This is a genomic window from Massilia orientalis (assembly GCF_030411975.2).
GTDB lineage: Bacteria > Pseudomonadota > Gammaproteobacteria > Burkholderiales > Burkholderiaceae_D > Telluria > Telluria orientalis.
Window position 1 is genome coordinate 1 of the sequence record NZ_JASNRB020000041.1, and the last position, 26,600, is coordinate 26,600.

Genomic DNA, 26,600 nt, shown 5'->3' on the forward strand with positions numbered 1-26,600 from the left:
TGTGCCCGAAGGGTTTGAACCCGAACAAGGCCATCGGCAAGATCAAGGAATTGCTGGTACGCCGCGCGATCTAAACCCGGCTCATCGAACCGAAACAGTAAAACTACCGTACTGCCGGCCTCCGGCAGCCGGAGTATAGTGTTGACCCAACAACGGACTCTAGTGTGAATACGCATCAATCCGACCCCGCCAACCGTGCCCGCCTGCGCTGGCGCGCCCGCCGCGGCCTGCTCGAGAACGACCTGATCCTCACGCGCTTCCTGGATGCGCATGAAGAAACCATGACGGACGAGGAAGTCGATGCGCTGACCCGTCTGCTGGACCTGGCGGATAACCCGCTGATGGACCTGCTGCTGGGGCGCGCCGAGCCCGAAGGCGAGGTCGACCTCCCGCACGTCCGCGCCCTGGTGGCGCGGCTGCGGCAAGCCTGAGCGAAACCGGAAGATTTCGTTTTATTTTGTCTTGTAGACTCACCTCCCAAAGAAGGAAGTGCCATGAACATCTCTGATACCAAAGCCACCCTGTCGTTTTCGGACGGCAGCCCATCGGTAGACATGCCGATCTACAAAGGCACGATCGGCCCGGACGTCATCGACATCCGCAAGCTGTACGGCCAGACCGGCAAGTTCACCTATGACCCTGGCTTCATGTCGACCGCCGCCTGCCAGTCGGCCATCACCTACATCGATGGCGACAAGGGCGAGCTGCTGTACCGCGGCTACCCAATCGAGCAGCTGGCCGTCAACTGCGACTTCCTGGAGACCTGCTACCTGCTGCTGAACGGCGAACTGCCGAACGCCGCAGAAAAGGAAAAATTCGTCGCCACCGTGACCAAGCACACGATGGTCCACGAGCAGATGCAATTCTTCTTCCGCGGCTTCCGCCGCGACGCGCACCCGATGTCGGTGCTGGTGGGTACCGTCGGCGCCCTGGCGTCGTTCTACCACGACTCGCTGGACATCAACGATGCCAAGCAGCGCGAGATCTCGGCCATCCGCCTGATCGCCAAGCTGCCGACCCTGGTCGCCATGGCCTACAAATACTCGATCGGCCAGCCGTTCGTGTACCCGCGCAACGACCTGTCGTACAGCGCGAACTTCATGCGCATGATGTTCGGTAACCCGTGCGAAGAGTACAAGGTCAACGACGTCCTCGTCCGCGCCCTGGACCGCATCCTGATCCTGCACGCCGACCACGAGCAGAACGCTTCGACCTCGACCGTCCGTCTGGCCGGTTCGTCGGGCGCCAACCCGTTCGCCTGTATCGCAGCCGGTATCGCCTGCCTGTGGGGCCCGGCACACGGCGGCGCGAACGAAGCCGCACTGAACATGCTGAAGGAAATCGGCTCGGTCGAGAACATCCCGGCCTTCATCGAGAAGGTCAAGGACAAGAACTCGGGCGTGAAGCTGATGGGCTTCGGTCACCGCGTGTACAAGAACTTCGACCCGCGCGCCAAGCTGATGCGCGAAACCTGCCACGAAGTGCTGAACGAACTGGGCCTGCAGGACGACCCGCTGTTCAAGCTGGCGATGGAACTGGAAAAGATCGCCCTGAACGACGACTACTTCGTGTCGCGCAAGCTGTACCCGAACGTCGACTTCTACTCGGGCATCGTGCAGTCGGCCCTGGGCATCCCGGTCTCGCTGTTCACCGGTATCTTCGCGATGGCCCGTACCATCGGCTGGATCGCCCAGTGGAACGAAATGATCGCCGACCCGGAACAGAAGATCGGCCGTCCGCGCCAGCTGTTCGTCGGTTCGACCGTTCGCGACGTGCCGACCATCGACAAGCGCTGATCCGCTTCGTCGTCGTCAAGAAAGCGAGCCTGCGGGCTCGCTTTTTTTGCGTCTTCGTATAAAATATACAGTGTATAAATAAGGAGACTCCATGAGCGGACACGTATTCATCGCCACCAGCCTGGACGGCTACATCGCGCGCCCCGACGGCGACATCGGCTGGCTGCTCGCCCGCGACGACCCGAACGAAGACCACGGCTACGACGCCTTCATCGCCGACAAGGATGCGATCGTGATGGGCCGCGGCAGCTACGAGAAGGTGGCGACGTTCGACCCCTGGCCGTACGACCGGCCGGTGCTCGTGCTGTCGCGCCGACTGGCCGGCACGCCGGTTCCCGACCGCCTGCGCGGCAAGGTGCGTTTCGCGGACCTGGCACCGCCCGAGGCCATGCGCGTCCTGGAGCAGGAGGGCGCACGCCGGGTCTACGTGGACGGCGGCCAGGTCGTGCAGGCATTCCTGCGCGCGGGGCTGGTCGAGGACATGGTCATCACGACGGTGCCGGTGCTGATCGGCTCCGGTCGCCCGCTGTTCGGGGCACTCCCGGCCGACCGCGACCTGTCCCTCGTCGCCAGCCGCAGCTTCCCCTCGGGCCTCGTGCAATCCACGTACCGCGTGCAGCCATGACGCGCCCGCGCGGCCGGCCCGCGCGCGGGCAGGGCGTCACGCGCGACGCCATCCTGGATGCCGCGCTGGCCCTGCTCGACGAGGATGGCGACGCCGGCCTGACGATGCGCGCGCTGGCGGCCCGGCTGGGCGTGACGCCGATGAGCCTGTACCACCACGTGACCGACCGCGCCGGCCTGCTGCGGGCATTGTCGGACCGGTTGTACGGCGATGTGCTGCAGGATGCCGACGCGGCCGCCGGTCCCGTCGACGGGGTAAGAGTGCTGCTGACGCGCTATCACGACGCCGTCGTCGCGCACCCGCAGCTGACGCTCGCGATCTTTGCCGAGCCGGCGGCCTTCGCGGGGGCGAGCCGCGAGATCACGGACCGCCTGACCGCGCTGCTCGCGGCCGTCACGCCGGCGCACCTGCTATGGCGCGACATCCTCGTCGACCACGCGCACGGCAGCGGGCTTGCGCTCATCGCCGCCCGCGCCGACGCGGGGTGCGTGGACGCGTTGCGGGAGGTGTACCGGCAGGCGCTGGACTGCCTGCTGGCGCCATTCAGTCGAGGTTGACCAGGGTCCCGACCGCATCGATGAAGCGCTGCCGGATCAGCGCGGGGCTGAACTGCTGGACGAAGCGCCACGCGTCCAGGGCGTGCTCGCCATAGCCTCCTGCGCCCGCCGACCGCCATGCGGGGGCGCGGACTTGCGCGATATCCGCGGCAAGTGCACGGGCAAGGGCATCGACATCGCCGGTCGGCACCAGGCTGGCATGGCCGCCGGTCACGGCCGGCGTGTTCGAATTGTCGCAGGCGATGACCTTGCAGCCCGCGGCCAGCGCTTCCACGATCGGGACGCAAAAGCCTTCGTGACGGGTCGGCAGGACGAACACGTCGGCATCGCGCAGGATCCGTTCCTTGGCGTCTTCCGGTGCGTCGCCGTGCAGGCGCACGACGATGCGGCCGCCGGCAACGCGGGGCAGGTCGGTGGCCGCCGCGCGCATCATGTCGAGCAGTGCAGGATCCGAAAACGCGATGTTGGCGACGACGTCCAGCGCCAGGCGGACGTCGGGTCCCGTTTGCGCGAGTACCTGGCGGAGCGCCGCCAGCAGGTCCTGCGGGCCTTTCGACCCGACCAGCCGTCCGACGAAGGCGAGACGGACGATGCCGTCGCGCGCGCTGGGCTTGTCCGGCACCGGCGCCGGCGGACTGGCGACGGCGAGCGGCAGCACGGTGGCGGCGGTCCCGATGCGCGCGGCGCGCAGCACGCCGAGGTTGATCCCGCTGTCGCACAACACGTGGTCGGCGAACGCGATGTTGGCCATCTGCCGGAACGAGCGGTCGATCGTCTCGTGCTGCGCCGGAGCCATCAGGTGTTTCGGCGTGATGTTGTGAAAGGCGACCACGCGCCGCGCGCCGCGTGGCACGACGGGCAGCAGGTTGAACAGCGCGTAGTAGATGCCGAAATGGAAAAGGACCAGGTCGCTTTGCTGGAAATGCGCGTCGAACGCCACGTCCGACAGCGCGCCCACCGCATGACACGCCACCCCGGGCTGGTGGCAGACGTGGGCATACAGGCGCACGTCGTGCCCCGCGCCGCGCAGCCAGTGGTACTGGTCGGCGATGGCGTTCGAAATCGCGTCGTGGCGGACGCAGACGCCGTGGATCAATGACACCTTCATGCCGCTTGCGGCGCGAAGCGTCCGCGGGCCAGGTCGTACAGCGGCATGCTGGACTGCGCCATGCGCGCCGCGGTGAAATGCTGGACGAACCGCGCGCGGCCGGCCGCGCCCAGCGCCGCGCGCCGCGGCGCGGAAGCCGCGAGTTCCAGGATCGCGTCGGCCAGCGCCGCGCTGTCGCCGGGCGGCACGAGGATGCCGTTGAGGCCGTCGGCGACGACTTCCGGCATGCCGCCGGCGCGGCAGCCGATCACCGGTTTGCCTTCCCGCATGGCTTCGAGGAATACCAGGCCGAACGACTCGAAGCGGCTCGGCGCCACGAACACGTCGCAATCGCGGTAGGCGGCCCGCAGCGTCGCGTCGTCGACGCGGCCTTCGAACACGACCCGGTCCCCCCAGCGCCGCGGATGGCCTTGCGCGCGCCAGGCGTCCACGTAGCTGGTGCGCTCTCCGGGCCGGGGAATCGTGTTGTCGCCCAGGATGCGGAAGCGGATGGACGGATGCGCGGCCAGCACCCGCGGTATCGCGGCGAGCAGCACGTCGATGCCCTTGCGCGCTTCGAGCCTGCCGACGAACAGCACGTCGATGCGTCCGCCCCGGGGTGCGGGCGGCGGCGCGGCGGGCGCATCCGGCATCCCGAGCGGGACCGTCATCACGGCGGCAGGGTCGAACCGGAATCCGTACGCCTGTTCGATGTCGCGGCGGATGGCCTCACTGATCGCACGCACCGCATGCGAGCCGCGCATCAGCTCTTGTTCCAGCGCCAGCATCGGCGTGCCGAAATCCGCCATCCAGCGCGCGTCATTGCGCAGGTCGGGATGTTCCTGCAGCCAGAAATGCAGGGTGGTCTGCAGACTCGTGACCAGTGGCCAGCCGCCATCGAGCAACAGCGCGGCACCCTCCGTGTCCCAGATGGGCGCCTCGACCACGTCGACGGGACGCAGGCCGGCGATGCGGCGCGTCTCCGCCAGCGCAGTCGCGCACCAGTCCCAGACGGGTTGCGGAATCGCGCGCGCGACCGCGGCCGGCGTGCGCGTGCGGCGCTGTACGGCCATGCGATGCATCCAGACCGCGTTCTCCAGGCTCACCTCGTTGGCGCCTTCCGTGATGACGTGCACCTGGTGCCCCGCCTGCGCCAGCGCTTCGGCCAGGTCGCGGTGGAAGACGGCGATGCCGCCGCGATGCCCGGGCGGATAGTCGCGCGACACCAGCACCACCGTGCGCGCGTCCGGATGCGCGCGCGCCGCGAACGGCAGGAAGTCGCCCGGCAGTGGCGACCATGTCGTCGGCGCGCTGCCCGGGCGGGGGCTTTCCAGGCCGCGGCGCAGGCCTGTTTCGCCGGCGCGGACCGCCGCGGCATCGAAGTCATCGAGCGCCGCCGGCGGCAGGCGGCCGGCGGCGACGAGGTGGACGACGTCGGCGCGCCGGGCGGCGACCCGCTCCGCATGCAGGCGCTCGATGTGCGCGAGCGGGACATACGGCAGGCCGTGCTTGAGCGAAAAATACAGCGAATTCTTCAGGATCGGATACGACGCCACGGTGAGCTGCGCCGCGTCGCGTACCGCGTTCGGCGCGGCCTCGTGGTGCACATACGCATCCGGCAGCTGCCTGATCAGGAAGCCCGCATCGATCAGGCGGCAGCAGAGGTCGGTCTCGTCCAGGTAGTATTCGATCTCCTCGTCGAACCCGCCCACCTCGAGCAGCGCGGTGCGCCGGAACGATGCGTTGGTGCCCTGCAGATAGGGAAAGCGGAACGAAGCCGGGAAGCACAGCGACGGGCTTGCGCCAGGTGCGCGCCAGTCGGTCTCGGCCAGCCTTGTCGCGGTCGCATACCGGTACTGGAACGTGTAGCCGCTGCGGTCGCATACGATGCCGCCGGCGCCGCCGACCTGCGGATCGGCATAGGCTGCCGCCAGGTGGGTCAGCCATTCCGGTTCGGGAATCGCGTCATCGTCGATGAACGCCACCACGTCGCCGCGCGCCATGCGGATACCGATGTTGCGCGACATCGACAGGTTGGCGACCGGGCAGGTTCCCGTGCGGATCCGCGATCCCCACTCAGCAAGCACTTGCGCGGTGTCGTCGGTGCATGGCCCCTGGACGACGATGACTTCGAACTGTCCCGCGTAACGAAGGTGCGCCAGGCCCGCCAGCACGCGCCGCAGCAGGGACGCGCGGTTCAGCGTATTGATGACGATGGAAAAGGACGTCATTGCCCGAGCTGCCGCTCCAGCCGTTCCAGCCGCGTCCGCAACTCGGCCAGTTCCCGCGTCAGCCCGCGCAGCGTCACCGGAAGCGACTGGGCGAGGTTCTCGGGATCCTGCAGGACGGCCAGCGTGCGGGCGTTCAGGTCGGACATCGTGTGCAGCAGTGCCGGCAGTTGTTCGGTCGCGAAACGATGCTGCCGATCATTGTGTTCCGGCAAGCGGATCAACGCCACCAGTATGCGGACGAGGCGGCCCACGACGGGCCAGCCCGCCAGGGTGCGTACGATGCGTCGCGGTAATGCTTCCATGAAGTGACGTCATAGGAAATTGTTAACTGCGCAATATTAACGTAATCAATCGTCCATCATGCAGCGCTGGATCACGGTTCCTGACTGCGCGAACACAGCCATGAAAAAAGGCCGCCGGATCGCTCCGGCGGCCTTCGCATGTCCACGTTATCGATGAATGCTCAGACGGCGTAATACGCCTCGACCGTACCTTTCAGCTTGATCAGCATCGGGCGGCCCTTGCGGTCCAGGGTCTTGCCGGCGGCGACCCTGATCCAGCCTTCGCTCAGGCAGTATTCCTCGACGTCCGTGCGTTCCTTGCCGTTGAAACGGATGCCGACCGGGTGCTTGAAGACTTCCGCGTTGTGGTGCGGGCTCTTCGGGTCGATGGACAGGCGGTCGGGCAGGGGTGGGAGTTGGGTAGTATCGTTCATGGCGGGAATTATCCACGATTCCGTGCGCACGCGCGAGCGCCGCGTGATCCGTCCCGGTGGACGCAGTTGCAACATTTCGCTATGCTCGGCCGAAGTTCGTTCGATCTGGCCACATGAGGACATCAAGACCATGAAATCGCTCATCCTCGCCTGCTGCCTGTTCGTGGCCGGCCTCGCGCACGCCGCCGGCGTCGACCCGGCCCTCGCGCAGCAGGTCGATGCGTTCGTCGACGGCTGGCACGACGATGCCGCGCACGCGCGCATGCGCTACTTCGACAAGATGGCGCCGGACGGCGTCTACATCGGCACGGACCGCACCGAACTATGGCAGCGCGACGCTTTCCGCGAGTGGGGCCGCAAATACTTCGAGGGCAAGCAGGCCGCGTGGGTCTTTCATCCCACGCGGCGCAATGTCTACGCGACGGCGGATGGATCGATGATCTGGTTCGACGAATTGCTCGACACGGAAAACATGGGCCACTGCATGGCCAGTGGCATCATCCGCAGGACGCCGGCCGGATTCGAGATCGTGCATTACCAGCTGTCGCTGGCGGTGCCGAACGAGGCGGCGAAGAAGGTGATCGAGGTCGTCAAGGCGGCCGAATCAAAATAATTCGAGGTTCTGCGGCGCCGATGGCGGCGGCGTTTTTTTCACGGGCGTCTTCGGCGCAGCCCAAGCTTTCATCTCTTCGGCCGGATAGGGGCGCAGGAAGCTGCGCGCCAGCTCCGGATCGCGGCAGTGCAGCCACGTGTCGACGTCGTCCGGCGGCAGCACGACGAGCGCGCGCTTTTCGTCGTCGGGCTTGTGGAAGCGCCGCATCAGCGGGTGGTCATCCGCGTTGATTGTGATCTGCGTGAACGACGCCGCGATCGTCCCGTCGGCCTCGGACCATTCGCGCCACAGGCCCGCCACGAAGAACATGCCGTCGTCCCGCATGCCGATGCCGAAGCGTTCGGCGCGGCCGCTTTCGTAGTTGGGCTCATAAAAACAGGTCATCGGCACGGCGCACAACTGGGTGCGGCGCCAGGCCGGGGCGAACGAGCGCTTTTCGCCCAGCGATTCGGCGCGCGCGTTCATCGTGTCGAACGGTTTGACACCGGCCGGGATGTGGCGGCGCGGGACCATGCCGTAGCTCGCGAGCTGCAGCACGCGTTCGCCGTCCGGCCCCGCGCGCACGATCGGGGCCGTGTAATCCTTCCACGTTTCGCTGGGCCAGTCCCAGTCGCGGTACAGGTCGACGAGGGTGCCGAGCACCATGTCGAGTTGTTCGGGCAGCGGGGGGCGGTAGTTGACGCACATGGCGCTAGTTTGACATAAAAACGCCCCTTAAAAGCGGTAACGCGCGCTGACCAGCACCGTGCGCGGCTCGCCCGGCAGGTTGTAGTCGTTGGCGCCGCTGTGCGCGGACACGAAGTACGTGCGGTTGAGCAGGTTCCGCACCGTGACCGTGACGTCGACCTTGCCGCTGTCGTAGCCCGCGCCGAGCTGCAGCACGCCGTAGCCCGGCAAGGTCGTCAGGTCGTCCGGCGACGCATAGCGGCCCGATTCCGCGCGGCCGCCGGCGGCGACCCAGAAGTGGCCGTCGAGGCGGTGCTTGATCCATGCGTTGAACGTGTGGCGCGGCGTGAGCGCGGCCGTGTTGCCCTCGAACGGCTTGCCGGCCGACGTCAGTTCCGTCGAGTCCTCGATGGTGCCGAGCATGTTCGCATAGCCGGCGATCGCATCCCAGCCCGGCGCGATCTCGCCCATGAAGCTCAGTTCCAGGCCGCGCGTGCGCTGGCGGCCGATGGGCAGCGAGAAGTTCGTGTTGGCCGGATCGGCGACCTGGATGTTCGATTGGGTCATGTCGAATAGCGCGGCCGTCAGGCTCGAACGGGCCGTCAGGTCGAGCTTCACGCCCGCTTCCTTGTTGACCGTCTGCGTGGGCTTCAGGGTGTCGCTGTTGGCGCGGAACGTGAACGAATCCGCGATGGGCTGGAAGGAGCGGTTCCACGATGCGTAGACGGCCACGCGGCTCGTGGGCTGGTACACGGCGCCCAGGCGCGGCGACCACGTGTCGTCCGTGCGCCGCAGGTCGATGTTCTTCGCCGTGCGGTCGTCGCGGTCCTGCTTCAGGTGGTCGTAGCGCACGCCGGCCAGGACTTTCCATTCCGGCGTCAGCGCCACGAGGTCTTGCAGGTACAGGCCCGCGATGTCGACGCGGTTCCGGTTGTCCGCGCTGGCCGCGACGCTGTCCGGCAGCACCGGCAGGTCGACGAGCACCGGATGGAACAGGTTGTACGTCGCCACGTTGTTGCGCGAGCGGAGCACCTCGCCCTTGTTCTGGCGGCCGAGTTCCACGCCGTACAGCAGCTTGTGGTTCGTCGTGCCCCAGTCGACGGTCTGGGACAGCTCGTTCTGCAGGTAGCGGCCGTCCTCGTCGCGCAGGCGGTGGCTCTGGCCGATGGCGACGGTCGGGTTGGCGCCATCCTTGATGGTGCCGATCGACGTGTAGTTGCGGTCGAGCGCGTAGTCGTACGCGCGCAGCACGGTGTGCAGTTTCAGGTCCGGCGTGAACGCGTGGTCGAGCGTCGCGGTGGCGCTTTTCACGTCGCTCTGCACGAATGCGCGCGCGGTGGCGTTGGCGGCGCCGAAATAGGTCTCGACCGGCACGTCGACGGGACGGCCGTGGTAGCTGGGCACGCCCTGGTCGGCCAGGCGCTTGTCGTGCAGGTAGTCCGCCTGCAGGGTCAGCGTCGTGGCGGGCGACAGCTTGAACGTGGCCGACGGCGCGAGCGCCTGGCGGCGCAGGAAGTAGCGGTCGCGGAAACCGGTCGAGTCCTCGACGGCGCCCGTCACGCGGAACAGCGCGTCCTTGTCGTCGTTGGCCGCGCCGACGTCGAACTCGCCGCGGCGCTGGCCGTGCGAGCCGAGCGTGACGCCCGCCTCCAGCAGCGGATCCGCGAGCGGCTTCTTCGTCACGCGGTTGACGAGGCCACCGGCCGAGCCGCGGCCGTACAGCACGGACGCCGGCCCCTTGAGCACCTCGACGCGCTCGATGTTGGAGAGGTCGCGGAAGTACAGCGCGTCGTCGCGCACGCCGTCCACGAACTGGTCGCTGATCGCCGAAAAGCCGCGGATCGTCACCTGGTCGCGCTGGCCGTCGCCGACCGAGAACGACAGGCCCGGCACGTTCTGCAGCGCGTCCTGCAGCGACAGCGCGTTCTGGTCGTGCAGCACGACGGCTGGCACCACGTTGACGGTCTGCGGAATGTCGCGCAGCGGCACGTCGATCTTGGTGGCCGTGTTGGTCTCCGTGACTTCGTACGAGCCGGCGTCGATCTTCCGGTCGCGGATGACGACTTCCGGCATCGCGGGTTCTTCGGCACGGACCGGTGTCCACACGCTGCAGGCAAGGGCGACGAGGCAGGGGAGGGGGCGCAGTACTTGTTTCATGATGTTCCTGTTGTTGTTTGAAGGTGTTGGAAATCGGACGAGCGGGTCCGGATCGCGCGCATGCCGACGGCGGCGACGGCGTACAGCAGCGCGACGGTCCAGAACATGGCGGCCAGCGGCACCCACGCGAGCGCGAGGCCGCCCGCGCCGGCGCCGACGAGCGCGCCGGCCTTGGCGGCGCCGTTGCCGGCGCCGAGCACGCGGCCCTGTTCGTCGTCCGCCGCTGCGCGCGAGAGCAGGCCATAAAAGACGGGCAGCAGCGCCGCGAGGCACACGCCCCACAGCACGCGCGCCAGCACGAACAGGGCGATGTTCGTGACCAGCGCCTGCAGCGCGACGATGGCGGCGCACGCCCAGAGAATCCATTCGACCTGCGCGAGCACGCGTGCATGCGCCAGGTGCGCGAAGCGCCGGGCCCAGTACGGCGCGGCCACGCACAGGCCCAGGGCAGTGCCCGCATAGCACAGGCCCGTCACGCGGTTCGATACGTGCAGGACTTCGTCGGCATACAGGCCGAAGAACGTCTGCGGCATCATCTTCCCGGCTTGCACCAGCACGATGCCGAGCAGCAGGCCATACAGCCCGGCCGGGAGCGCCGCCTTCCGCTCACGCACGCCGGGGGAGCGCGTGGCCGGCGGCGCGACGGCCGGCAGGACGAGGAAGGCCAGCGCCGCGCACAGCAGGCACGCGGCGCCCGCCCACACGTTCACGCTGGCGAAACCCTGGGCATCGAACAGCCAGCCGCCGATCACCGGACCTGTCACGGAGCCGATGGCCGTCGCGGCCTGCAGCTGCGCCATCAGCGCGCCGCGCGCCGCGCGCGTCACGAGCCGCGCGCCGTAGGCCTGGGCGGCCGCGATGTAGCCGGCCAGGGCGCCCTGCAGCAGGCGCACGGACAGGATGACGGCGACGTTGTCCGTCGCCGCGATCCACCATTGCGTGGCCGCCAGCGCGAGCAGCGCGCGCAGCAGCATCGGCTTGTGGCCGACCTTGTCGCCCAGGCGGCCCCACCACGGCGTCGTGCACATCGCCATGGCCAGCGGGCCCGCATAGGCGATGGCGCTGACCCACGCCAGCGCATGCGGCGCCAGGTCGCCCACGCGGCGCAGGTGCAGGGGCCAGAACGGGCCGCTCATCTCCATGGCGCCCATCGCCACGAGCTGCAGCGCGAACAGCCAGCGCGTGGTGGTCATGCGAGCGGATTGGGCATGGTGCCGTGCACGTCGTCCTGCGTGTCGGACAGGCGCATGCGCAGGAACGCTTTCGCCGGCCAGTCGTGCTCCAGCAGCGCCGCGCGTTCGGCGTGCCAGCGGGCCGCGTCGACGCGGTCGCGCAAGGCCGTGAAGACGGCGTCGATCTCGCGCCGCAGGACGTCCCAGAACGGCTGCTCGGGATGGCCGTACGCGCGCGCCAGCAGCAGCGCCAGTTCGGACAGGTGGCACAGCAGCACGGCGTGCAGCAGCTTGTCGCGCACGGGCTCTTCATCTTCGTACACGGTGGCGCCGGCGCGGTAGGCGTCGATCGCGCGGCCCGCGCCGCGCAGGGTGGGACCGTGGATGCGCAGGTCGCCGAAGTCGCGCGCGAGCAGTTGCACGGGCGCGTGGTCCGCGTCGAGCATGATGAAGCTGTTCTGCTGGTGCGCCTCGAACGCGATGCCGTACACGAGGTAGGCGGACAGCAGCGCCGTCAGCACGGTCCGCGCGTGGCGCTCGAAGTACGCGACGGCGCCGGCGGCATGGTCGCCGTACGCGAGCGCGACGGCCTCCGTGACGAGCGGCCGGCCACTGAACGGCGATTCCGCGAACAGTGCGCCGACGGGGACCGGGAAGCGCGCGCCGTCCGCCTTCGCCATCGGATTGGCGCGGTACAGGATCGCCAGGTGGCGCGCGCGGTCGTCGTTACCGTCCGGGTCGAGGTAGTGGAGGCCCACATCCTCGCGCACGATGTCGAGCGTGCCGCCGAAACCCGCTTCGGCGTCGAGGATCGTCGCGAGCAGGCGCGTGATGCGCGGTCCCATCACGGCGGACTTCGGCGACACGGTCCGCTGCACGCTGGTCAGGCGCAGCGACACCGGCAGCTTCAGGTGCGGCAGGGTCGGCGAGCCGGCCGGGACGACGGTGCGGAACGACATGGTCGGTGTCGCGTCGAGCGCCACGTCGTCCGGCAGCAGCAGGTCGCCGCGCGCGATCTCGGCCGCGAATTTTTCCGGGATCACCCGGCCGGCCTGGAATGGATGCAGGGGCAGCGGGAGCCAGTCGGACGGCGACCTGCCCAGCGCCGCCAGGGCGACTTTCCAGCGCAGCAGCGGCTGTGGGAAGTGCCGGCCGAACCACGCGAGGTAATCGCCGTCGCCGGTGGAGAAGGTCACGTGCGCATTGTCCGCGCGGATCGCGGCCAGCGGCACGGCCAGCGTCGGCTGGAATTCCGGCGACAGGGACGTGACCTCGTCCGCGGACAATCCCAGCTTCGTCTTGAACGTCGGATGCCACGGGTGGCCCAGCGTGCCCCATTGCTCCAGCAGCAGGGCGGGATTCGCGTGGTTCGACTTGCGCAGCGCGGCGATGAAATGGATGTCGGCCGCGCCCAGTCCGGCGCGCAGCGCCCGCGCCCAGCCGCGCCGGTAGCTGAGGCACAGCACGTCGTTGGCGAGGCTGTTGTCGAGTTCGTGGATGAGCCGTTGCAGGTCCGCGCCGTCGCCCGGCAGGGAGGGCGCCACGCAGGCCAGCAGCGCCGCCGCGTGCGCGACCGGCTGCGGCCGTTCCCCGGTCGCGTAGTACGACACGCCGCCGGCCAGCCGGCAATCGCCGATGCGGCCGAGGCTCAGGCCTTCGAAGCGCAACATGCCTTGTTGCGCCCACAGCGGCAGCCACGATACCGCGCCCTCCGTGATCAACTGGTCCCCGTTCAGGAGGCGTTCGCGGAACAGGGCCTGCAATGTGCGCTGCAGGCTGCGCCGGCGGGCGTCGGACGATGCCAGCTCGGCGGCAACGGCGTCCAGGGAGTGATCGACGGGGTCGAGCAGTTTCGGTATCGCGTTCATCGGCTTGCCTTCTCAATAACGACGGGAACGCAGCATAACGTAAACGCGAATCATTCTCAATACGATTCTCAATATTGCCCGATCTGGATCAAGGCAGGGGCGTATGTTAAGGTTGCGCCGATGAACACCCGATCCAACGGCGGCTACGTCGGCCGCTTCGCTCCATCGCCCACGGGCCCGCTGCACGCGGGGTCGCTGGTCGCCGCGCTGGCCAGTTATCTGGATGCGCGCGCCCACCACGGCACCTGGCTGGTCCGCATCGAAGACATCGACGAGGGCCGCAGCGTGCCTGGCGCCGCCGGGGAGATCCTCGACCTGCTGCACCGGCTGGGCATGGAGTCCGACCGCGAGGTCGTGTGGCAGAGCCGGCGCAAGCACCTGTACGAGGCTGCGTACGACCGTCTCGCCGGCCACGTCTACCCGTGCGGCTGCAACCGCCGCGAGATCGCCGATTCGCGCCTGGGCTTCGCGCCCGACGGCGCCGCCATCTACCCGGGCACGTGCCGCCATGGCCTCGCGCCGGGCCGCAGCCCGCGCAGCCTGCGCCTGCGCGTGCCGGAGGCGGGCGCGGACGTCATCACATTCCAGGACCGCGTGGCCGGCGTCGTCACGCAGCGGCTGGCCAGCGAGTCGGGCGACTTCGTATTGAAACGCGCGGATGGCTACTGGGCGTACCAGCTGGCCGTCGTCGTGGACGATGCGGAGCAGGGTGTGACGGACGTCGTGCGCGGCGCCGACCTGCTCGATTCCACGCCGCGCCAGATCTTCCTGCAGCGGCTGTTGAACGTGCCGACGCCGCGCTACCTGCATGTGCCGGTGGTGCGCAATGCGAATGGCGAAAAACTGTCGAAGCAGACGGGGGCGCTGGCCGTGCGGCCGGGGGACGAGGAAGCTGCAGTGGCCGCGTTGCGGCAATCGGCGGGTTTTCTCGGGCTGGAAGTGGGCGAGCCAAGGTCGCTGGAAGCATTCTGGCGGGTCGCGGTGCCCGCGTGGGCTGCGTTGCATGTAAGTTGATGCCTCCCCGCATCAACCATCGATCTCACACCATCGGCCGCCTCCGGCTCATCCACATCAACCCGCCGAGACCCACGGCCAGCAGCGACCACTCGGCCGTCTCCGGCACGGGCGGTGCGGCCACCAGCCAGCCGCGGATTTCCCCGTTCGGATAGAGACTCGTGTGGACGTTGACGTAGGCCTCGTTGGCATTGATGGCGTCGATGAGGGCCGTTTCGGCACTCGAGGCCGTGCCGCCGTGCGTGCTCACGAAGGCGGGATCGTAGGACATCGCGTCATCCAGCGCGACGGCGTTGGTGTAGGTGCCCGCGCGGACGCCTAGCGGGAAGTCCTGGAACGGTATCGCCACCGGCGCCGTGCCCGTGAAGGCCGAGCTCGTGCAGCAATGGATGTGGGCGCCGGTGGTGGTGCCGTCCAGGTCGCGGAACGGCATGTCGACGAACATTTCCTTCCCGCCCAGGTCGATCGTCACGAGGCTGGTGCCGGGCGAGGGGTTGGGCGGGCTTTCCAGCGCCCCGCTGGCGACGGCCCGGTAGCTCGGGTCGGCCGGGGCGGCAGCGGCGGGCACGGCGATGGCGGTCGACGCCGCCGCCAGTGCAAGGACTGACAGAACACGTTTCATGAGTACCTCCTTTGAACAAAAGTCCTGCGCGCACCCCGTCCTGGGGTGCTGACTAAAAACTTAGCACCGAAGACATGGGCGGCCTCACACCATACGGCTGAGATAGTGCCTATGGGCGACTTTGATTTGGAAAGCTTGGCATAATCTTCAACTGATCCTAATTGACTCCATTACGTGGCGCCGCTCGCTTCGATCGGCGTGCGCTACCGCATCGACGACCACTGGCGCGGCCAGCTCACCTGGAGCCGCGTCATCACGAATTACGCGCGCGATTCCGACGTGTTCCTGCTCGGCGCCGGCTACGCGTTCTGAGCGCCTTCAGGTGCGCACCGGATCCGTCGCCAGCGGCCGCTTCATGATCGTGATGCTGCCGTCGGCCTAATGACGGGGCCGCCGGTTGACTGTTCGCTGGGGAACGTTGCGGGCTCTACAGCTTGCCGATCTGCCGGTCGATGGCCTTGCGCGCCCGTTCGCTGCGTTCGCTGTAGCGGTCGGTCAGGTAATCCGTGCGGCCGCGCAGCAGCAGCGTGAATTTGACGAGTTCCTCCATCACGTCGACGACGCGGTCGTAGTACGCGGACGGGCGCATGCGGCCGGCGTCGTCGAATTCCTTGTACGCCATCGGCACCGACGATTGGTTCGGGATCGTGAACATGCGCATCCAGCGTCCCAGCAGGCGCAGCGTATTGACCACGTTGAACGATTGCGAACCGCCGCAGACCTGCATCACGGCGAGCGTGCGTCCCTGGCTGGGCCGTACCGCGCCCTGTTCGAGCGGAATCCAGTCGATCTGGTTCTTCATGACGGCCGTGACGGCGCCGTGGCGTTCGGGACTGCACCACACCTGGCCCTCGGACCACAGGCACAGTTCGCGCAGTTCCACGACCTTCGGATGCGTCTCCGGCACGCTGCCGACCATCGGCAATTCCATCGGGTCGAAGATTTTCACCTCCGCGCCGAAGTGTTCGAGGATGCGCGCCGCCTCGTACGTGAGGAAGCGGCTGAACGAGCGCTCCCGCAGCGAGCCGTACAGCATCAGGATGCGCGGCGGATGATCGAGGTCCCCGACGGGTTCCAGCTTGGCGGGCGTCGGCAGGTCGAGGCGTTCGAAGTCGATGTTGGGGAGTTTGTCCATGGTGGTGTCAGGAAAGCCGCAGCGCCAGCGCGGCCAGCGTCACGAACAGGATCGGCAGGGTCAGCACGACGCCGGTGCGGAAGTACTGGCCCCAGGAAATACGGATGCCCTTGTCCGCCAGCACGTGCAGCCACAACAGCGTGGCCAGGCTGCCGATGGGCGTGATCTTCGGACCGAGGTCGCAGCCGATCACGTTGGCATAGATCATCGCCTCGCGCACGGCGCCGGTGGCGGGAACGGCGTCGATCGCCAGCGCGCCGACCAGCACGGTGGGCATGTTGTTCATCACCGACGACAGCAGGGCGGTCGCGAAGCCGGTGCCGAGCGCGGCGCCCCAGGTGCCGTGCGCCGCGCTGCGCGCCAGCAGCGCCGTCAGGCCGTCCGTGAGGCCGGCGTTGCGCAAGCCGTAGACCACCAGGTACATCCCGAGCGAGAACACGACGACCTGCCATGGGGCGCCGCGCAGCACGGCGCGCACGGAAATGACGTGGCCGCGCGCGGCGACGGCCAGCAGCACGAGCGCACCCGTCGCGGCCACGGCGCTGATCGGCACGCCCGCGCGTTCCAGCCAGAAGAAACCGGCCAGCAGCAGCGCCAGCACGTACCAGCCGGCGATGAAGGTCGCGCGGTCGCGGATGGCATCCGTCGGGCGCTTGAGCTGGGCGAGGTCGTAGCGGGCGGGCAGGTCGCGGCCGAAGTACGCGACGAGCGCGGCGAGCGTCGCCAGCACCGCGACGATATCGACCGGCACCATGACGGCCGCGTAGCGCGCGAAGCCGATGCCGAAATAATCCGCCGACACGATGTTGACGAGGTTCGACACGACCAGCGGCAGGCTCGACGTGTCGGCGATGAAGCCGGCCGCCATCACGCACGCGAGCGTGGCGCGCGGCGGGAAGCGCAGCGCGGCCAGCATCGCGATCACGATCGGCGTGAGGATTAGCGCCGCGCCATCGTTCGCGAACAGCGCCGCGACGGCCGCGCCGAGCAGCACCAGCAGCACGAACAGGCGCCGGCCGTGGCCGCCGCCCCAGCGCGCCACGTGCAGCGCGGCCCATTCGAAGAACCCGGCGCGGTCGAGCAGCAGGCTGATGACGATGATGGCCACGAAGGCGCCGGTGGCGTTCCAGACGATGTGCCAGACGACCGGGATGTCGTCCACGCGGATCACGCCCGCGAGCAGCGCGACGCCGGCGCCGGCGGCGGCGCTCCAGCCGATGCCGAGTCCGCGCGGCTGCCAGATGACGAGGGCCAGCGTGGCGAGAAAGATGAGCAGCGCCGGCAGCATCACGGCATCGATCCGTCCAGCTTGCCGATATGGTCGAGCGCAGCCTTGAAGGCCGCGCGGTCGCCGGCCAGGCGCTCGGGCGGCAGCGCCAGGAATGCCTCGATGCGGGCGCGCAGGATCGCGTACGCCCGCTCGAACGCGGCATCGATCTCGGCCTCCGTGCCGTTCACGTGGCTCGGATCCTCCACGCCCCAGTGCGTGCGCAGTACCGGGCCGAGGTAGGCCGGGCAGGTTTCGCCGGCGGCGCTGTCGCACACGGTGACGACGACGTCCGGCGTGATGGGCAAGCCGTCCCACGATTTGCTGTAGTAGCCGTCGGTCGGGATGCCCTTGGCGGCCAGCAGGGCGAGCGCGCGGGCGTTCAGCCGGCCGGTCGGGTGGCTGCCGGCGCTGAGTGCGCGCCAGCCGGCGGGGGCCAGGTGGTTGAAGACGGCTTCGCTGATCAGGGAGCGGCAGGAGTTGCCGGTGCAGAGGAAGAGTATGTTCATGGAGATAAGAGTCAGCAGCAGGAGGTGTCGCGCGAGCAGGGCGTGCCGCCGCAGCAGTTTTCGGTGAGGAAGCCGACAAGGGCGTTCATCGCGTCGAAGCGGGCGGCATAGATGACGAAGCGGCCCTCCTGGCGCGGGACGACGAGGCCGGCGTGGGTCAGCTCCTTCAGGTGGAACGACAGCGACGAGGGCGGGACGCCCAGCGCTTCCGCGATCCTGCTGGCGGCAAGTCCGTCCGGCCCGGCCTGCACCAGGAGCCGGAAGGTCGCCAGCCGCGATTCCTGCGCGAGGGCGGCGAGGGCCGCCACCGCTTCCTTGTTGTCCATGGTCGCTCCGCTTTTCAATTCGATAATTCGATTATAGTCGAAATGACTTGACATGGTCGAGTGCGGGAATCTATTCTGTATTCGTCGAATAACGAATAAAGGAGAGAACGACGATGGACACGAACGAACGACAACTTACGGTCGCGGTGCTGGGCGCCGGTCCGGTGGGCCTCGCGGCCGCGGCGCACCTGGTCGCGCGCGGCCTGGCGCCCCTGGTGTTCGAGGCGGGCGCGGCGCCGGGCGCGAACCTCGCGACCTATCGGCACGTGCGCCTGTTCTCGCCATGGCAGTACGACGTGGACAAGGCCGCGCGCCAGCTGCTGGAGCGCCACGGGTGGACGGCGCCGGCGCCCGACGCCCTGCCGACCGCCGGCGAACTGCTCGACGACTATCTGGCGCCGCTGGCCGCCACGCCCGAGATCGCGCCGCACCTGTTGTTCGGCCACCGCGTCAGCGCGCTCACGCGCGCCGGCTTCGACAAGGTGAAAACGCAGGGCCGCGAGCGTGCGCCGTTCGTCATCCGCGCCGACACGGCCGCCGGGCCGCGCGCGTACCTGGCCGATGCGGTGATCGATGCGACCGGCACGTGGTCGCACCCGAACCCGTTGGGGGCGGACGGCATTCCCGCGCTCGGCGAAGCGGCGCTGGCGGCACGCATCGATTACGGCATGCCCGACGTGCTGGGGGCCGCCCGCGCGCGGTTCGCGGGGAAGAAGATCCTCGTCGTGGGCGCCGGGCATTCCGCGGCCGGCACGCTGCTCGCGCTGGCCCGGCTGGCGCAGGACGACCCGGCGACGCGCATCGTGTGGGCGACGCGCGGCCGCCGCCTCGACCGGGTGTTCGGCGGCGGCGCCGCGGACGGATTGCCGGCGCGCGGCGAGCTGGGGCTGCGCCTCAAGGCCCTGCGCGACGCGGGCGGCCTGGTATTGCGCCAGGACTTCCGCATCCAGGCCCTGGACGAGATCGATGGGCGGCTGCGGGCGACGGGTGCGCCGGTGGACGGCACGGTGCCGGTGATCGACGGCATCGACCGGATCGTCTGCGCGGCGGGCGCCCGGCCCGACCTGGGCCTGGGCCGGGAGCTGCGCGTACGCCACGATCCCTGGCTCGAGAGCACGGATGCGCTGGCGCCGCTGATCGACCCCAACGAACACAGTTGCGGCACCGTCCGGCCGCACGGACACCGCGAGCTGGCGCACCCGGAGCCCGGCTATTACGTCGTCGGCGCCAAGAGTTACGGCCGCGCGCCGAACTTCCTGCTGGCGACCGGGTACGAGCAGGTGCGTTCCGTCGTCGCCGCGCTGGCGGGCGACCTGGCGGCCGCCGACGACGTCCAGCTCGACCTGCCGGAAACGGGCGTCTGCAACACGCGGCTGGCCTTCGACGACGCCGCGCCAGGGCCGGCGGACGGGTGCTGCGGCGTGGCCCCGGCGGCAGCGGCCGCCTGCTGCGTGCCGGCAGCGGCCGCGGGCGGTGCATGCGGTTGCCGTCATCCCGCCCCGACGGGCTGCTGCGCCTGAGCGGAGTCCGCATGCGCCGCCCATCGACGACCGTCGGCATCCTCGCCGTGACCCAGATCGTATCCTGGGGTTCGCTGTACTACGCCTTCACCATCCTGGCGCCCGGCATCCGGCGCGATCTCGGCCTCGCGCCGGAGGTGGTGTTCGGCGCGTTCTCGTGGGCGCTGCTCGTCGCCGGGCTGGCCGCCGCGCCGGTCGGCATCCTGCTGGACCGTCACGGCGGCCGCGCCATCATGGCGGGCGGCTCGTTCCTGTGTTTCCTGGGGCTGGCCTGGCTCGGCCGCTGCACGGGCGCGGTGTCGTACTACGCCGCCTGGACGCTGGTCGGCCTGGCGATGGCGTTGACGCTGTACGAAGCCGCGTTCGCGACGATCCAGCGGCAACTCGATAGCGGGGCAAGGCAGGCGATGTCGACGCTGACGCTGTTCGGCGGCTTCGCCAGCACGCTGTTCTGGCCGTTGACGGCGTGGCTGCAGGCGTCGCATGGATGGCGCGACACGTACCTGTTGTACGGGATCGTGCAACTCGCCGTGTGCATGCCGCTGCACCTGGGCCTTGGCGCCGGCGCGCCCGCGGTGGCACGCGTGGGTCCGGCGCGCGGACACACGTTCGCGGAAGCCGTACGGCATCCCGCGTTCTGGACGCTGGCGCTGGCATTCGCGGCGAATACCTGTGTCTTCTCGGCGCTGGCGGTCCACCTGATTCCGCTGTTCGAACGTCTTGGCCAGGCGAGGGAGACTGCGGTGCTGCTGGCCGCGCTGATCGGTCCGATGCAGGTGGCGGGACGCGTGGGCGAGATGGCGTTCGCGCGGCACACGGCACCGCAAACGGTCGGCAAGGTGACGTTCGCGCTGCTGCCGGCGGCCCTGGCCGTCATCGCGCTGGGCGGTGCGCAGGCCTGGGCGGTGGCCGCGTTCTGCGTGCTGTATGGCTTGAGCAACGGCATCCTCACGATCCTGCGCGGATCGTTGCCGCGGGCGCTGTTCGGGCGCGACCACTACGGCGCCATCGCGGGGGCCATGGCCGGGCCGGCATTGTTGTCGAAGGCGGCGGGACCGTTGATCGCGGCCGCGCTGCTGGGCCGCGCCGACGGTCCCGCCCTGCTGCTGGCCGCGCTGCTGGCCATGTCGCTCGCGTCCCTCGCGTTCTACCTGCGCGCAGTCGCGCCGGACAAAACTTTTGACAAGCGTCCCGCCTGACGTCTATCCTGCGTTCGCCCAACCACGAACGCACCATGTCCAAGTCCTGCTGCCCCCCGGCGACCGAGCGCGCCCGTACGACGGAATTCGACGCCGACGACCTCGCGCGCATGTGCAAGGCGCTGTCGCATCCCGCGCGCGTCCAGCTGCTGCGTCACCTGATCGATCACGGCGAGTGCTATTTCGGGAACCTGGCCGACGTGTTGCCGCTGGCGCCGTCGACGATCTCGCAGCACGTCACGATCCTGAAGGAGGCGGGCCTGATCGAAGGTTCGGCGGACGTGCAACGGGTCTGCTATTGCGCCAACCGGGACCGGCTGGAGCAGCTCAAGCAGGCGATCGGGGCGCTTTAACCCTGTCCGTCCCTGGCCAGGTTCAGTTCCCAATAGCCCACGTCGACCCAGCGGCCGAATTTCATGCCGACTTCCGAGAAGTGGGCCACCTTGCGAAAGCCCAGCGCTTCGTGCAGGCCGACGCTGCCGGCGTTCGGCTGGGCGATGCCGCCGATCACCAGGCGCAGTTCGCACTTGCGCAACTCGTCCAGCAGCGCGCCGTACAGGACCCGCCCCAGCCCCCGGCCGGTGCAATCCTTGTCCAGGTAGACGGTGCTCTCGACGGAATGGCGATAGGCCGGCCGCACGCGCCACTTCGTCGCATACGCATAGCCGGCGAGCGTGCCGTCGACCTCCAGCACGAGCCACGGCAGGCCGGCGGCGCCGACGTCGGCGATGCGCTGGGCCATCTCGGCTTCGCCGACCGCGTCTTCCTCGAAACTGACCGTCGTGGTCGTGACGTAGTGGTTGTAGATGGCGCAGATGCGGGCGGCATCAAGCGGTGTGGCGGGGCGGATGCGGGTGGCGGTCACGGTTGCTCTCCGGCGGCTTCCGGATGCCGCGCCTCCCACGCCGCCAGCGCTTCCTTGTAATTGGCAAGCAGCATCTGGTAGACGTCGAAGATGCAGTTCGGGCAGCCGGAGCCGCAGCAATCTTCCAGCGCAGGTTCGATGGGCGGCAGCGGCCGCGGGTCGGGCAGGGGTGTGACGGGATCGGACATGCGGGGCAGCATACCGCAAACGCGCCCTGCGCGTCGAGTAGGCCTACCCGTTCAGCTCATAGCTGCGCAGCACGAATACCGTCTTGCCGTTCCGTTGCGCGCAGACGCCTTTCATGACTTCGCCGCCGCCCAGGTCCCACGTGAGCGCGCTGCCGGCCGGTTTGCCGGCGCAGGCCGCGTGCGCCTCGGCCGGGACCTGCGGCAGCTTCGGTGGCGGTGGCGGTGCGGGGACGGCCGGGACGCCGGGCACGGCCGGGATGGGCGGCAGCGCGGGCGGCACGCCGGCTTCGCCCACGTCCGGGACGGGCGGTGCGGGCGGGGCCGGTGGTGCGGGCGGCGTTGGCGGGACAGGGGGCACGGGCGGGGCCTTGCACTTGCCGGTGGCGGTCTTGCAGTGGATGCTCACGTGGACGTGCTCGTCCGTCGTCTGCGCCAGCGCGGGCAGCATGACGGCGCCCAGCAGGATGCCGAGGATGGTGGGTTTCATGGTCTTCTCCTTGTCGTGGCCCGCACGACGCGGCGGGCCATGTCGGTATCGTGCATGCCGATTGTGGAGAAAAAATGAAGACCGCCCGTCAAAGATCGAAGCGGTAGCCGAGCCCGTAGATCGAACGGATGGCGTCCACGCCCGGCAGCGCGGCGTCGAGCTTGCGCCTGAGGTTCTTGACGTGGGTGTCGATGGCGCGGTCCGTCACGTCGAGGCTCGCGTTGCCCTCGCGCGCGAGGTCGAGCAGCTGGGCGCGCGAAAAGACCTGGCCGGGGCGGCGCGCCAGCGCGGCCAGGATGCCGTATTCGGTCGGCGTCAGGTCGAGCGCCTTGCCGTGGATGGCGATGCGGCGGGCGAGCGTATCGACGGCGACGACCGGCGCGGGACGCCCCGCGCGGCGCAGGATCGCCTTGATGCGCGCGACGAGTTCGCGCGGGCTGAACGGCTTGCACAGGTAATCGTCGGCGCCCGCCTCGAGGCCCAGCAGGCGGTCGATTTCTTCCACGCGCGCCGTCACCATCACGACGGGCAGGCCGGCCAGCAGCGGGTTCGCATCGGCCCGCAGCGCGCGGCACAGGGACAGCCCGTCGAGCCCCGGCAGCATCAGGTCCAGCACGACCAGCGCGGGCGGATCGCGCCGTACCGCCTCCAGCGCGGCGGCGCCGTCGCCGCACACGTCGGCCGTGTAGCCGGCCGCGCGCGCGTAGTCGGCCACCAGCGCAGCCAGTTCCGGCTCGTCCTCGACGATGACGATGCGGTCGCTCATGCCGGGTCTCCAGCGCGCGCCAGCGTGATGGTCGCGCGCAGGCCGCCGGTCGGTGCGTGCGCGAAGGCGAGCGTGCCGCCCTGGGCTTCCACGAGGCGCCGGCACAGCGCGAGCCCGAGGCCGGCGCCGCCGTGGGCTCGGCTGCGCGACGCGTCCACGCGATAGAAACGGTCGCCGAGGTGCGCCAGCGCGCCGTCCGGGACGCCCGGCGCGCTGTCGTCCAGGTGCAGCCGGATGCCGCGGCCGTCCGCATGCGCATGCAGGTGGATGCGGCCGCCGGCAGCCGTGTAGCGCAGGCTGTTCTCGAACAGGTTGGCGAGCACCTGGCGCATGCGGTCGGGGTCCGCCATGACTTGTGCCGCTACCGGGCCGGGGCCGAAATCGAGCGCGAGGCCAGCTTGTTTGAACCGTTCTTCGAAACCGCGCGCCTCGGCGCATGCGAGCGTCCACAGGTCGAGCGCGACCGGCTTGCATTCGAGCGCGCCGACGTCGGCGCGCGCCAGCGCGTACAGCTCGTCGATCAGTTTATTCAGCGCGAGCACCTGGCGCAGCATGGCGTCGAGCGTGTCCGGCGTGGCGCCGCGCACGCCGTCCTGCAGCGCTTCCAGCTGGGCGCGCAGCACGGCCAGCGGCGTGCGCAATTCGTGCGACGTGTCCGCGACCCATTGGCGGCGTGCCTGCTCCGCGCCGGCCAGCCGGGCCGCGAGGGCGTTGAAGTGGCGCGCGAGGTCGCCCAGTTCGTCGCTGCGCTGCGCCGGGAGGCGCAGGTCGAAGTGGCCCTCGGACAGTGCCCGGCTGCCCGCCGCCAGTTGCCGGATCGGACTGCGGAAGTGGCGCGCCAGCAGCACGGCGGCGAGGGCGCTGAGGCCCACCGCGAGCGCGACGATCTGCCACAGGCTGTCGGTGAGCTGCTGCAGGAACGCATAAGCCAGCGCGTCGCCGGGACGGGCATCGCGGACGACGGCCAGGTAGCCGACCGTGCGGCCGTTCACCTCCAGCGCGCGCCGGACCGTGGCGGCGTCGGGGCCCGGACGGCGGCCGGCTAGCCAGGCCCCGTTCGCATCGAGCAGCGTGACGCGGCGCGCCAGCGGTAATGGGCCGGGGTCGGGCAGGTCGGGCACGATGGGAACGTGCGCCACGCGGGGACCGGGCAGCGGCGGCAGCGGCGGGGCCGGCGGCGCGGGTGGCGCAGGCGGGACGGGCGCGGCCGGTGCGACCGGCATGACCGGCGTGGCGGAAGGTACCCCATCGTCGCGCAGCCGCTGCAGGCGCGCGAGCTCCGTCGCGATCCAGTCCTGGCGGCCGGTGGCGGGAATGAAACCCCAGCCGTTGCCGGTGCGGTAACGGCGCGTGAGCGTGGTCGACAGCTCGTCCAGGCGGTCCAGTTCGATGCCGGCGGCGTAGTCGCCGAAGCTGGCCACCACATTCTGGCGCAGCAGGAATACGGCACAGGCGGCCACGGCGAGGATCGCCAGCAGGACCGAGGCAAACAAGCGATGACCGATCGAGAACTTCAAGGCGGAATGTGCAGGAATTGACGAAGAGGCATTTTAGGGCAAATTAGTGTGGTAAATACGACGTGATAGCGCGCGTCTACCCGATTAGGCTGGACAGTATGTTGATTTTGCGCGAATGATGACATGTATCCAGAATGCAGCTATATTTTCCTCAAATAAAATCGGCCAGCAAGTCAATAGAGCCGACCACCCGGGAGACAAGTTATGTTGAATTGGTTGAAAACGACGCTCATACCGTCCGCGTCGGCGTTCGCGCCGACCGGACGGTCCGGCATGACGGCCCGCGTCCGCAGCCTGGTGCTGAATGCGCGCGACGGCAGCATCCGCACGGCGATCAACGCGGCGCGCCTGCGCAAGGAAGTCGACCAGTCGCTCGACAAGGCGCGCCAGCAGTACACGGCGTCGCGCGAGCTGGCGGCGTCGGCGCGCGAGGTGACGGCGCTGTCGGCCAGCGTGAAGGCCGGCACGGACGACATCGCGGGGACGGCGGGCCGTAACCTGACCGTGGCGCGCGCGTCGATGGACGAGTTGTCGCACCTGGAAGCGCGCATGCGCGCGATCGAGGAAAAGGTGGATGGCTTCGCGCGCACCGTCGGGCAGCTGGACCACCATGCCCGCTCGATCAGCGAGTTCGGCGGCATCATCCAGCGCATCGCCAACCAGACCAACCTCCTGGCCATCAACGCCGCGATCGAAGCGGCGCGCGCGGGCGAAGCCGGCCGCGGTTTCGCCGTCGTCGCGGCCGAGGTGCGGCGCCTGTCGCAGCTGGTCAACGAAGAGACGACCAAGATCGCGGGCGTCAACAGCGAGATGCGCACGCTCGTCGAGTCGACCACCGGCGCCACGCAGGAGATCCTGGAAGGCGTGAACGTGTCGGCCCGCGAGGTCGGCCTCGCTGCCGGCCACTTCAAGACCTTCGTCGCCGATTTCGAGCGCATGACGGGCACCGTCAACGAGATGGCAGTGGCGATGCAGTCGCTGGACAGCATCAGCCAGTCGATCGGCCGCCAGGTCACGGACATGGCGACGAATGCGTCGGAGACGGGTAAATCGATGGCCGACGCGTCGCGCCGCGTCGACGAAGTGCGCGCGACCACCGAGGAAATGCAGGGCGTGCTGGCCGAGTTCCGCACGGGCGGCACGACGTTCGACGGCCTGGTGGAAGCGACGACCCAGCTGCGCGACGCCGTCGGCCGCTGCCTCGCCGGCCACCTGGCGCGCGGCGCGGACATCTTCGACCAGGACTACCGCCCGATCGAAGGTTCGGATCCGCCGCGCTTCACGACGGGTTACGACCGCGCCGTCGAGCGCGACCTGCAGGCGCTGTACGACCGCGTCCTGTCCGACCTGCCCGGGTGCACTTACGCGCTGTCCGTGGACACGCGCGGCTACGCGCCCACGCACAACAGCAAGTTCTCGCAGACGCCGACGGGCCAGCGCGAGCACGATCTCGTCTACTGCCGCAATAAACGCATCTTCGACGACCCGGTGGGCGCGAAGCTGGCCGCCAACCGCAAGCCGTTCCTGTTCCAGACCTATCTGCGCGATACGGGGGAGGTGATCAACGACCTGTCGATGCCGCTCGAGATCGGCGGCCGGCATTGGGGGGCGGTGCGGGTCGGGTTCGATTCGTCGAAACTCTAGAATCCCGTCGTTCGCGGGCAGGCGGGAACCCAATTTGCACGCGCCATCGCTGCG

29 protein-coding genes are annotated in these 26,600 nt (G+C 69.1%); 11 read left to right on the forward strand and 18 right to left on the reverse strand.

Translation table 11 applies throughout. The features are described from left to right. Window positions 1–164: 164 nt before the first annotated feature. From QPK29_RS31710 to QPK29_RS31725, 4 genes are all read left to right on the forward strand, one after another. Window positions 165–431, forward strand: a complete 267-nt coding sequence (locus QPK29_RS31710) for an FAD assembly factor SdhE (protein WP_036240314.1) — start codon at window positions 165–167, stop codon at window positions 429–431. A 63-nt stretch (window positions 432–494) separates the two neighbouring features. Further along, window positions 495–1,796: a citrate synthase gene (gene gltA / locus QPK29_RS31715; protein ID WP_056132071.1), complete on the forward strand. Its 1,302-nt coding sequence runs from the start codon at window positions 495–497 to the stop codon at window positions 1,794–1,796. A 91-nt stretch (window positions 1,797–1,887) separates the two neighbouring features. Then, entirely contained in the window at window positions 1,888–2,421 is a 534-nt protein-coding gene (locus QPK29_RS31720; RefSeq protein WP_371772219.1) for a dihydrofolate reductase family protein, read from the forward strand. Continuing rightward, complete coding sequence (locus QPK29_RS31725; RefSeq protein ID WP_371772220.1) at window positions 2,418–2,978, forward strand: TetR/AcrR family transcriptional regulator; 561 nt, start codon at window positions 2,418–2,420, stop codon at window positions 2,976–2,978. Before QPK29_RS31720 ends, QPK29_RS31725 begins: the two co-directional genes overlap by 4 nt. Here the strand turns inward: QPK29_RS31725 and QPK29_RS31730 are convergent. The 4 genes from QPK29_RS31730 to QPK29_RS31745 form a co-directional block, all read right to left on the reverse strand. Continuing rightward, the gene (locus tag QPK29_RS31730) at window positions 2,965–4,086 is read right to left on the reverse strand and encodes a glycosyltransferase family 4 protein (RefSeq protein WP_371772221.1); all 1,122 of its coding nucleotides are present in this window, start codon (window positions 4,084–4,086) and stop codon (window positions 2,965–2,967) included. The two genes, QPK29_RS31725 and QPK29_RS31730, sit on opposite strands and share 14 nt — an antisense overlap. Next, window positions 4,083–6,296: a glycosyltransferase gene (locus tag QPK29_RS31735; RefSeq protein ID WP_371772222.1), complete on the reverse strand. Its 2,214-nt coding sequence runs from the start codon at window positions 6,294–6,296 to the stop codon at window positions 4,083–4,085. Before QPK29_RS31735 ends, QPK29_RS31730 begins: the two co-directional genes overlap by 4 nt. Then, window positions 6,293–6,598 (reverse strand): hypothetical protein, encoded by a 306-nt coding sequence (locus QPK29_RS31740; protein ID WP_371772223.1) that lies wholly within the window; start codon window positions 6,596–6,598, stop codon window positions 6,293–6,295. Before QPK29_RS31740 ends, QPK29_RS31735 begins: the two co-directional genes overlap by 4 nt. 161 nt (window positions 6,599–6,759) lie before the next feature. Next, window positions 6,760–7,011: a DUF3297 family protein gene (locus QPK29_RS31745; protein WP_056132087.1), complete on the reverse strand. Its 252-nt coding sequence runs from the start codon at window positions 7,009–7,011 to the stop codon at window positions 6,760–6,762. A gap of 130 nt (window positions 7,012–7,141) precedes the next feature. Here QPK29_RS31745 and QPK29_RS31750 point away from each other — a divergent pair, with 130 nt between their 5' ends. Next, window positions 7,142–7,624: a nuclear transport factor 2 family protein gene (locus QPK29_RS31750; RefSeq protein WP_371772224.1), complete on the forward strand. Its 483-nt coding sequence runs from the start codon at window positions 7,142–7,144 to the stop codon at window positions 7,622–7,624. On the opposite strand, the gene QPK29_RS31755 is transcribed toward QPK29_RS31750, so the two are convergent. From QPK29_RS31755 to QPK29_RS31770, 4 genes are read right to left on the reverse strand one after another with little or no spacing between them, the layout of a single operon-like run. Beyond that, a complete protein-coding gene (locus QPK29_RS31755; protein ID WP_371772225.1) occupies window positions 7,616–8,311 on the reverse strand; it encodes an SOS response-associated peptidase in 696 nt (231 codons plus the stop codon). The two genes, QPK29_RS31750 and QPK29_RS31755, sit on opposite strands and share 9 nt — an antisense overlap. A gap of 27 nt (window positions 8,312–8,338) precedes the next feature. Further along, window positions 8,339–10,447 carry a TonB-dependent receptor gene (locus tag QPK29_RS31760; RefSeq protein ID WP_371772226.1) on the reverse strand — a complete coding sequence of 703 codons (2,109 nt, stop codon included), beginning with the start codon at window positions 10,445–10,447 and terminating at the stop codon, window positions 8,339–8,341. Further along, window positions 10,444–11,640, reverse strand: coding sequence for an MFS transporter (locus QPK29_RS31765; protein ID WP_371772227.1), 1,197 nt, complete (start codon window positions 11,638–11,640; stop codon window positions 10,444–10,446). The genes QPK29_RS31760 and QPK29_RS31765 overlap by 4 nt, the downstream gene beginning before the upstream one ends. Continuing rightward, entirely contained in the window at window positions 11,637–13,487 is a 1,851-nt protein-coding gene (locus QPK29_RS31770) for an IucA/IucC family protein (protein WP_371772228.1), read from the reverse strand. Before QPK29_RS31770 ends, QPK29_RS31765 begins: the two co-directional genes overlap by 4 nt. A 120-nt stretch (window positions 13,488–13,607) precedes the next feature. Here QPK29_RS31770 and gluQRS point away from each other — a divergent pair, with 120 nt between their 5' ends. Further along, window positions 13,608–14,501 (forward strand): tRNA glutamyl-Q(34) synthetase GluQRS, encoded by an 894-nt coding sequence (gene gluQRS, locus QPK29_RS31775; protein ID WP_371772229.1) that lies wholly within the window; start codon window positions 13,608–13,610, stop codon window positions 14,499–14,501. A gap of 25 nt (window positions 14,502–14,526) precedes the next feature. On the opposite strand, the gene QPK29_RS31780 is transcribed toward gluQRS, so the two are convergent. Beyond that, window positions 14,527–15,123: a CHRD domain-containing protein gene (locus QPK29_RS31780; RefSeq protein ID WP_371772230.1), complete on the reverse strand. Its 597-nt coding sequence runs from the start codon at window positions 15,121–15,123 to the stop codon at window positions 14,527–14,529. A 174-nt stretch (window positions 15,124–15,297) separates the two neighbouring features. Between QPK29_RS31780 and QPK29_RS31785 the strand changes: the two genes are divergently transcribed. Then, window positions 15,298–15,435, forward strand: coding sequence for a hypothetical protein (locus QPK29_RS31785; RefSeq protein WP_371772231.1), 138 nt, complete (start codon window positions 15,298–15,300; stop codon window positions 15,433–15,435). A gap of 115 nt (window positions 15,436–15,550) precedes the next feature. Here the strand turns inward: QPK29_RS31785 and arsH are convergent, their stop codons facing one another. Genes arsH through QPK29_RS31805 form a run of 4 tightly spaced genes read right to left on the reverse strand, consistent with a single transcriptional unit; the run spans window position 15,551 to window position 18,360 of the window. Then, window positions 15,551–16,258, reverse strand: a complete 708-nt coding sequence (gene arsH, locus QPK29_RS31790) for an arsenical resistance protein ArsH (protein WP_056132118.1) — start codon at window positions 16,256–16,258, stop codon at window positions 15,551–15,553. A gap of 7 nt (window positions 16,259–16,265) precedes the next feature. After that, window positions 16,266–17,546: an arsenic transporter gene (locus QPK29_RS31795; RefSeq protein ID WP_371772239.1), complete on the reverse strand. Its 1,281-nt coding sequence runs from the start codon at window positions 17,544–17,546 to the stop codon at window positions 16,266–16,268. Beyond that, the gene (locus tag QPK29_RS31800) at window positions 17,546–18,034 is read right to left on the reverse strand and encodes an arsenate reductase ArsC (protein ID WP_371772232.1); all 489 of its coding nucleotides are present in this window, start codon (window positions 18,032–18,034) and stop codon (window positions 17,546–17,548) included. The genes QPK29_RS31795 and QPK29_RS31800 overlap by 1 nt, the downstream gene beginning before the upstream one ends. A gap of 11 nt (window positions 18,035–18,045) precedes the next feature. Then, entirely contained in the window at window positions 18,046–18,360 is a 315-nt protein-coding gene (locus QPK29_RS31805; protein ID WP_056132125.1) for an ArsR/SmtB family transcription factor, read from the reverse strand. Between the two features lie 113 nt (window positions 18,361–18,473). Between QPK29_RS31805 and QPK29_RS31810 the strand changes: the two genes are divergently transcribed. The 3 genes from QPK29_RS31810 to QPK29_RS31820 are packed head-to-tail and all read left to right on the forward strand — an operon-like array spanning window position 18,474 to window position 21,432. Continuing rightward, window positions 18,474–19,880: an FAD-dependent oxidoreductase gene (locus QPK29_RS31810; protein WP_371772233.1), complete on the forward strand. Its 1,407-nt coding sequence runs from the start codon at window positions 18,474–18,476 to the stop codon at window positions 19,878–19,880. An 11-nt stretch (window positions 19,881–19,891) separates the two neighbouring features. Continuing rightward, entirely contained in the window at window positions 19,892–21,079 is a 1,188-nt protein-coding gene (locus tag QPK29_RS31815) for an MFS transporter (RefSeq protein ID WP_371772234.1), read from the forward strand. A 35-nt stretch (window positions 21,080–21,114) separates the two neighbouring features. After that, entirely contained in the window at window positions 21,115–21,432 is a 318-nt protein-coding gene (locus QPK29_RS31820; RefSeq protein ID WP_371772235.1) for an ArsR/SmtB family transcription factor, read from the forward strand. On the opposite strand, the gene QPK29_RS31825 is transcribed toward QPK29_RS31820, so the two are convergent. The 5 genes from QPK29_RS31825 to QPK29_RS31845 form a co-directional block, all read right to left on the reverse strand. Continuing rightward, window positions 21,429–21,944 carry an arsinothricin resistance N-acetyltransferase ArsN1 family B gene (locus QPK29_RS31825; protein ID WP_056132135.1) on the reverse strand — a complete coding sequence of 172 codons (516 nt, stop codon included), beginning with the start codon at window positions 21,942–21,944 and terminating at the stop codon, window positions 21,429–21,431. The genes QPK29_RS31820 and QPK29_RS31825 overlap by 4 nt on opposite strands. After that, the gene (locus QPK29_RS31830) at window positions 21,941–22,132 is read right to left on the reverse strand and encodes an oxidoreductase-like domain-containing protein (RefSeq protein WP_056132546.1); all 192 of its coding nucleotides are present in this window, start codon (window positions 22,130–22,132) and stop codon (window positions 21,941–21,943) included. Before QPK29_RS31830 ends, QPK29_RS31825 begins: the two co-directional genes overlap by 4 nt. A 43-nt stretch (window positions 22,133–22,175) precedes the next feature. Further along, complete coding sequence (locus QPK29_RS31835; protein WP_056132139.1) at window positions 22,176–22,619, reverse strand: hypothetical protein; 444 nt, start codon at window positions 22,617–22,619, stop codon at window positions 22,176–22,178. Window positions 22,620–22,707: 88 nt separating this feature from the next. Continuing rightward, window positions 22,708–23,385, reverse strand: a complete 678-nt coding sequence (locus QPK29_RS31840) for a response regulator (protein WP_371772236.1) — start codon at window positions 23,383–23,385, stop codon at window positions 22,708–22,710. Beyond that, complete coding sequence (locus QPK29_RS31845) at window positions 23,382–24,902, reverse strand: ATP-binding protein (protein ID WP_400189916.1); 1,521 nt, start codon at window positions 24,900–24,902, stop codon at window positions 23,382–23,384. The genes QPK29_RS31840 and QPK29_RS31845 overlap by 4 nt, the downstream gene beginning before the upstream one ends. Before the next feature lie 216 nt (window positions 24,903–25,118). Here QPK29_RS31845 and QPK29_RS31850 point away from each other — a divergent pair, with 216 nt between their 5' ends. Then, window positions 25,119–26,546 (forward strand): methyl-accepting chemotaxis protein, encoded by a 1,428-nt coding sequence (locus QPK29_RS31850; protein ID WP_400189917.1) that lies wholly within the window; start codon window positions 25,119–25,121, stop codon window positions 26,544–26,546. Window positions 26,547–26,600: the final 54 nt, after the last annotated feature.